This is a genomic window from Variovorax sp. 20P10.2.4, assembly GCF_058244205.1.
Map to the genome: position 1 here is coordinate 1 of NZ_JBZAYE010000412.1, position 6,737 is coordinate 6,737.

The following is a 6,737-nucleotide window of genomic DNA, read 5'->3' on the forward strand; positions in this document are numbered from 1 at the left end:
CAGACCATGGACCTCGACACCGCCTTGGCCGAGGAGGCCCGCCTGCAGCGCGAGCTCGGCGCCGCCGACGACTACCGCGAAGGTGTCGAGGCCTTCCGCGCCAAGCGCGCCCCCGTCTTCAAGGACCGCTGAGCCATGAGCACCGAACGCACCCCGCAACAGACCGCCGAATACGTGCGCGACGGCATGTTCGCCAACGACAACGCCTCCAAGGGCCTGGGCATGCGCATCGTGGAGGTCGGCCCGGGCCAGGCCACGATCGAGATGCGCGTGCGCCCCGACATGCTCAACGGCCATGCGATCTGCCACGGCGGCTTCATGGCCACGCTGGCCGATTCCACCTTCGCCTTCGCCTGCAACTCCTACAACGAGCTGACCGTGGCCTCGGGCTTCGCGATCGACTTCATCGCCCCGGCGCGCGAAGGCGACCTGCTGACCGCGCGCTGCTTCGAGGTCTCGAAGGCCGGCCGCACCGGCGTCTACGACACCGAGATCACCAACCAGCGCGGCGAGCGCGTCGCGATCTTCCGCGGCCGCTCCTACACCGCCAAGGGCCGCCCCGCCGTCGCCGCCTGAACCGAACGAAAAAAACGAGGACCCCGTCATGCCAGCACCCCGCCCCGCCCCCGGCGATCTCGAACCGATCGAGACCGCGAGCCGCGACGAGATCACCGCGCTGCAGGTGCAGCGCCTGCGCGACACGCTGCAGCGCGCCTACGACAACGTGCCGCACTACCGCCAGGCCTTCGACGCCAAGGGCGTGCAGCCGGGCGATCTCAAGACGCTGGCCGACCTCGCGAAATTCCCGTTCACGGTCAAGAGCGACCTGCGCGACAACTACCCCTTCGGCATGTTCGCGGTGCCGCGCCAGCAGGTCGCGCGCATCCATGCCTCGTCGGGCACCACCGGCAAGCCGACCGTGGTGGGCTACACGAAGAAGGACATCGACACCTGGGCCGACCTGGTCGCGCGCTCGATCCGCGCCGCGGGCGGCCGCGCCGGCGACCTGATCCACATCGCCTACGGCTACGGCCTGTTCACCGGCGGCCTGGGCGCGCACTACGGCGCCGAGCGCGCGGGCTGCACCGTGGTCCCGATGTCGGGCGGCCAGACCGAGAAGCAGGTGCAGCTGATCCAGGACTTCCGGCCCGACATCATCATGGTCACGCCGAGCTACATGCAGGTGATCATCGAGCAGTTCGAGCGCCTGGGCCTGGACGCCAAGGACAGCTCGCTGCGCATCGGCATCTTCGGCGCCGAGCCCTGGACCGAGGCCATGCGCCGCGACATCGAGGCCAAGGCCGGCATCGACGCGGTCGACATCTACGGCCTGAGCGAAGTCATGGGCCCGGGCGTGGCCAGCGAATGCGTGGAGAGCAAGGACGGCCCGGTGATCTGGGAAGACCACTTCTATCCCGAGATCATCGATCCCGAGACCGGCGAACTGAAGGCCGACGGCGAGGAAGGCGAGCTGGTCTTCACCTCGCTGAGCAAGGAAGCGATGCCGATCATCCGCTACCGCACGCGCGACCTCACGCGCCTCTTGCCGCCCACCTCGCGCGCCTTCCGCCGCATGGGCAAGATCGTCGGGCGCAGCGACGACATGATGATCATCCGCGGCGTGAACGTGTTCCCCACGCAGGTGGAGGAGATCGTGCTCGCGCACGGCGCCCTCACCGGCCTCTACCAGGTGCACGTGAGCCGCGAAGGCCTGCTCGACCAGGTCGAGGTGCACTGCGAGCTCGCGCCGAACGAAGCCGCCGCGGCCGACCGCGCGGCCATCGCCGGCTGGGTGCAGCACCGTGTGAAGACGCTGGTCGGCATCTCCACCCGCGTGGTGGTGCATGCCCCGAACGAGATGGAACGCACGCAGACCGGCAAGGCCCGTCGCGTGGTCGACAACCGCCCGCGCTGAGGCGCCGCCGCTTACCCCCGAACCGCCACCGATGACACTGAATTTCCGATCGATCGCCCTCGCCTGCGCCCTGGTGGCGCTGGCCGGCTGCGCCGCCAACTCCACCGCCCCGGCCACCGGCGCGGTCATGCCCCCGGCCGGCAAGGTCACGATCAAGCGCGACGACTACGGCGTGCCGCACGTCTATGCCAACGACGTGCGCGGCCTGTTCCACGGCTTCGGCTACGCCGTCGCCGAGGACCGCCTGTTCCAGATGGAGATGGCGCGCCGCGCCGTGCTGGGCACCGTCGCCGAAGTGATGGGCCCGGCCTATGTCGCGCTCGACAAGGGCAGCCGCGCCAGCTTCGATCCCGCCTCGATCCGCGCGCAGATGGCGCGCCTGTCGAGCGACGACAAGGCCATCTTCGACGGCTATGCCGCCGGCTTCAATGCGCGCGTGAACGAAGTGCTGGCCGCGCCGGCCACCCTGCTGCCCAAGCAGTTCGCCGATGCGGGCTTCCGTCCGAAGGCCGACTGGACCGGCTACGACGTGGCGATGATCTGGGTCGGCACCATGGCCAACCGCTACTCGAACGTGAGCAGCGAGCTCGCCAACCTGCGCCTGCTCGAGCAGCTGCGCAAGGCGCGCGGCGACGAGGCCGGCCGCCAGCTGTTCGACCAGATCCGCTGGGTGGAAGACCCGCTCGCGCCCACCACCGTGCCGCGTCCCAAGGCCGTGGTGCAGGGCGCCGCCGACGATGCGCACGCCGCCCATCGCGCGGCGCTGGCGCCGGTCTCGCCCGAGCTGCTGGTCGCGCGCAACGAGATCGATGCCGCGCGGCGCGGCGTGGCCGAGCCCTGGACCCGCCCGATCGCCAGCAACCTCTGGATCGCCGGCCCGAACAAGACCACCGACGGCAGCACCGTCTTCATCAACGGTCCGCAGTTCAACTGGTTCAATCCCTCGTACGTGTTCGGCATCGGCCTGCACGGCGCCGGCTTCGACGTGACCGGCAACACGCCGTTCGCGCATCCCGTGGTGCTGTTCGGTACCAACGGCAAGATCGCCTGGGGCGCCACCGCCGGCCCGCTCGACGTGAACGACATGTACCAGGAGAAGCTGGACCCGGCCAACCCCTACCAGTACCGCTTCAACGGCGCGATGCGCGCCATGAGCAAGCGCACCGAGCTCATCAAGGTCAAGGGCCAGCCCGACCAGAGCCTGGACGTCTACGCCACCGTGCACGGCACCGTGACCAACTTCGACCTGCCCAACGGCACCGCGTATTCGATGAAGCGCAGCTGGGACGGCTACGAACTCGAGTCGCTGCTGGGCTGGATCCACGCGATGCGCGCGCAGAACTGGGAGCAGTGGCTGGCACAGGCCTCGCGCGTGGCCATCACCATCAACTGGTACTACGCCGACACCGCCGGCAACATCGGCTACGTCTCGCCGGGCCGGCTGCCGATCCGCCCGGCCACGCAGGACGTCCGCCTGCCCGCCGTGGGCGACGGCTCGATGGAATGGCTCGGCATCCGCCCCTTCAGCGAGGACCCGAAGACCTTCAACCCGGCGCAGGGCTACGTCGCCAACTGGAACAACCAGTCGGCACCGGGCGCGGTCAGCGACGGCGGCAACTACTCGGTGGTCGACCGGGTGCACGAGTTCACGGCGCGGCTCGAGGCCAAGCCCCGGCTCACGCCCGACGAACTCTGGGCGCTCAACCGCACCACTGCCTACGCCGACACCAACGCGCGCTACCTCGTGCCCTTCGCCCTCGAGGCGACGCGCGGCCTGCCGGCCGCCGACCCGGCGCGCCGCGCGGCCCAGCTGCTGGCGGACTGGAACATGCTCAACGAGGACCCGGCCGAGCGCGGCGTCTACGACAGCCCGGCCACCACGCTGATGACAGCGTGGCTGCCGATCCTCTACCGCAAGGTGCTGGCCGACGACCTGCCGCCCGAGGTGTTCGCGGCCTATGCGGGCACCGGCTATGCCGGCGAGACGCAGGTGGCCAGCATCCGCCCGGGCAACGGCCTGAAGCTGGTCTACAACGCGCTGCTCGGCCCCAAGGCCGGCGTGCCGCAGCGCTACGACTTCTTCAACGGCGAGGACAAGAACGCCGTGCTGCGCGCCACGCTCGCGCAGGCCGTGGCCGAGCTCGACAAGCGCTACGGCAGCGACACCGCCAAGTGGCGCACGCCGGTGACGAAGCATGTGTTCCTCACCAGCAACTTCATCGGCGCGCCGCAGGCCGGGGCCGACGAGCAGCTGACCCTGCCGAGCTACATGAACCGCGGCACGCAGAACGACAAGGTGGTGCTCGGCGCCAAGGGCGTCGTGCTGTGCACCGCCGCCCCGCCGGGCCAGAGCGGCTTCGTCGGACCCGACGGCCGCAAGTCGCCCCACTACGCCGACCAGATGGCGCTGTTCAAGGATTTCGGCTGCAAGAGCGAGGCCCTGACACCGGCCGACGTGGACCGCCGCGCGCAGTCCACGAAGCAGCTGAGCTACTGACCACCGATCGACGACCTCTTCACCTCTCAAGGAGAACCGCGATGTACACACAAGCCATGGACACCATGGGCAAGGACGCCGGCGACGGCAAGAAGGCCCTGCGCTCGGCCGACGAGTTGCGGCTCGAGGAACGCTTCGACGCGCGCATCGACGCCGGCGACTTCATCGAGGCCAAGGACTGGATGCCCGATCACTACCGCAAGACGCTGGTGCGCCAGATCAGCCAGCACGCGCACTCGGAGATCGTCGGCATGCTGCCCGAGGGCAACTGGATCAGCCGCGCGCCCACGCTCAAGCGCAAGGCGATCCTGCTGGCCAAGGTGCAGGACGAGGGCGGCCACGGCCTCTACCTCTATGCCGCCGCCGAGACGCTGGGCACCTCGCGCGACCAGATGTTCGACGCGCTGCACACCGGCAAGGCCAAGTACAGCTCGATCTTCAACTACCCCACGCTGACCTGGGCCGACATGGGCACCATCGGCTGGCTGGTCGATGGCGCGGCCATCATGAACCAGGTACCGATCTGCCGCTGCTCCTACGCGCCCTATGCGCGCGCCATGATCCGCATCTGCCGCGAGGAGAGCTTCCACCAGCGCCAGGGCTACGAGGCGCTGCTGACCATGATGACCCACGGCACCGACGCGCAGAAGGCGATGGTGCAGGACGCGGTCAACCGCTGGTGGTGGCCCTCGATCATGATGTTCGGCCCGCCCGACGACCAGTCGCCCAACTCGGCGCAGTCGATGCGCTGGGGCATCAAGCGCTTCAGCAACGACGAGCTGCGCCAGAAGTTCATCGACGCCACCGTCGAGCAGGCGGCCATCCTCGGCGTGACCCTGCCCGACCCCGACCTCAAGTGGAACGAGGAACGCCAGGCGCACGACTTCGGCACCATCGACTGGAGCGAGTTCTGGCGCGTGATCGGCGGCGACGGCCCCTGCAACCGCGAACGCCTGCAGGCCCGTGTCGACGCCTGGGAAGACGGCGCCTGGGTGCGCGAAGCCGCACTCGCCCATGCCAACAAGCAACCGATGAAGGAGGCGGCATGACCGTCGAACAGAAACAAGAATGGCCCCTGTGGGAGGTGTTCGTGCGCAGCAAGGCCGGCCTGGACCACAAGCACTGCGGCAGCCTGCATGCCGCCGACTCGAAGATGGCGATCCAGATGGCGCGCGACGTCTACACGCGGCGCCAGGAAGGCTGCAGCATCTGGGTGGTGCGCTCCGAGCAGATCGTCGCGAGCGATCCGGGCGACAAGGACATGTACTTCGATCCCGCCGAGGACAAGGTCTACCGCCACCCGACCTTCTACGCGCTGCCCAAGTCCGTCGACCACATGTGAGCGGCCGGCCATGCAAGCATCGATCGAACTGAACCGCACGCCCGCCGTGCAGTACCTGCTGCGCATCGGCGACACCTGCCTGGTGCTGGCCCAGCGCCTGGGCGAGTGGTGCGGCCACGCGCCCGTGCTCGAGGAGGACATCGCGATGGCCAACATCGCGCTCGACCTCGTGGGCCAGGCGCGCGCGCTGCTCACCCACGCCGGCAAGCTGGAAGGCGCCGGCCGCGAGCACGACGAGGACCAGCTCGCCTACCTGCGCGAGGAACGCGACTACTTCAACCTCACGCTGGTCGAGCTGCCGCGCGGCGACTTCGCCTTCTCGGTGGTGCGCAACACCATGATCGCCACCCTGCTCAAGCTGCTGTGGCAACGGCTGGCGAGCTCGAGCGACGAGGAAGTGGCCGCCATCGCCGGCAAGGCGCTGAAGGAAGCGCGCTACCACCAGCAGCACTCGGCCGACTGGGTGGTGCGCCTGGGCGACGGCACCGAGGAATCGCGCCGCCGCACCGAGGCCGCGCTCAAGCAGGCCTGGCTCTACATGCCCGAGCTGTTCGAGGCCGACGCCATCGACCGCGAAGCCAGCGCCAGCGGCCTGGGCCCGGCCTGGAACGAACTGCGCGAGCCGTGGTTCGCCGAGATGCAGCAGGTGCTCGACGCCGCCGGCCTGGCCGCGCCGGCCGAGGCCAAGTTCCGCAGCACCGGCAAGCAGGGCGTGCACAGCGAGCACATGGGCTACATCCTGGCCGAGATGCAGCACCTGCAGCGCGCCTTCCCCGGGGGCGTGTGGTGACTGCCGACACCATGGCCGCCTCGCGCATCGACGCCGCCTGGGAGGTGCTGCACTCGGTGCCCGACCCCGAGGTGCCGGCCGTGTCGGTCTGCGACCTCGGCATCGTGCGCGACGTGATCGAGCACGACGACGGCCTCGAGGTGGTGCTGACGCCGACCTATTCGGGCTGCCCCGCGACCGAGGCCATCGAGCA

The 6,737-nt window shown here is 69.4% G+C and carries 7 protein-coding genes; all 7 read left to right on the top strand.

What is annotated here, in order from left to right; translation table 11 throughout:
• Nucleotides 1-135: 135 nt before the first annotated feature.
• Nucleotides 136-576 (top strand): hydroxyphenylacetyl-CoA thioesterase PaaI, encoded by a 441-nt coding sequence (gene paaI / locus AC27VN_RS28665; protein WP_057593742.1) that lies wholly within the window; start codon nt 136-138, stop codon nt 574-576.
• Nucleotides 577-604: 28 nt separating this feature from the next.
• Nucleotides 605-1,915 carry a phenylacetate--CoA ligase PaaK gene (gene paaK, locus AC27VN_RS28670; protein WP_093351760.1) on the top strand — a complete coding sequence of 437 codons (1,311 nt, stop codon included), beginning with the start codon at nt 605-607 and terminating at the stop codon, nt 1,913-1,915.
• Between the two features lie 31 nt (nt 1,916-1,946).
• Nucleotides 1,947-4,412 (top strand): penicillin acylase family protein, encoded by a 2,466-nt coding sequence (locus AC27VN_RS28675; protein WP_490878731.1) that lies wholly within the window; start codon nt 1,947-1,949, stop codon nt 4,410-4,412.
• Between the two features lie 41 nt (nt 4,413-4,453).
• Complete coding sequence (gene paaA / locus AC27VN_RS28680) at nt 4,454-5,461, top strand: 1,2-phenylacetyl-CoA epoxidase subunit PaaA (protein ID WP_057593739.1); 1,008 nt, start codon at nt 4,454-4,456, stop codon at nt 5,459-5,461.
• Nucleotides 5,458-5,754, top strand: a complete 297-nt coding sequence (gene paaB, locus AC27VN_RS28685) for a 1,2-phenylacetyl-CoA epoxidase subunit PaaB (protein ID WP_057593738.1) — start codon at nt 5,458-5,460, stop codon at nt 5,752-5,754. Before paaA ends, paaB begins: the two co-directional genes overlap by 4 nt.
• Before the next feature lie 10 nt (nt 5,755-5,764).
• The gene (paaC, locus tag AC27VN_RS28690) at nt 5,765-6,544 is read left to right on the top strand and encodes a 1,2-phenylacetyl-CoA epoxidase subunit PaaC (protein WP_208512265.1); all 780 of its coding nucleotides are present in this window, start codon (nt 5,765-5,767) and stop codon (nt 6,542-6,544) included.
• An 11-nt stretch (nt 6,545-6,555) separates the two neighbouring features.
• The coding region (locus AC27VN_RS28695; protein WP_490878732.1) for a metal-sulfur cluster assembly factor at nt 6,556-6,737 on the top strand (182 nt) is incomplete at its 3' end.

What these genes read in the sequence shown, in the direction of transcription:
- paaI (WP_057593742.1), top strand. Translation starts at nt 136, where the DNA reads ATGAGCACCGAACGCACCCCGCAACAGACCGCCGAATACGTGCGCGAC.
- paaK (WP_093351760.1), top strand. Translation starts at nt 605, where the DNA reads ATGCCAGCACCCCGCCCCGCCCCCGGCGATCTCGAACCGATCGAGACC.
- AC27VN_RS28675 (WP_490878731.1), top strand. Translation starts at nt 1,947, where the DNA reads ATGACACTGAATTTCCGATCGATCGCCCTCGCCTGCGCCCTGGTGGCG.
- paaA (WP_057593739.1), top strand. Translation starts at nt 4,454, where the DNA reads ATGTACACACAAGCCATGGACACCATGGGCAAGGACGCCGGCGACGGC.
- paaB (WP_057593738.1), top strand. Translation starts at nt 5,458, where the DNA reads ATGACCGTCGAACAGAAACAAGAATGGCCCCTGTGGGAGGTGTTCGTG.
- paaC (WP_208512265.1), top strand. Translation starts at nt 5,765, where the DNA reads ATGCAAGCATCGATCGAACTGAACCGCACGCCCGCCGTGCAGTACCTG.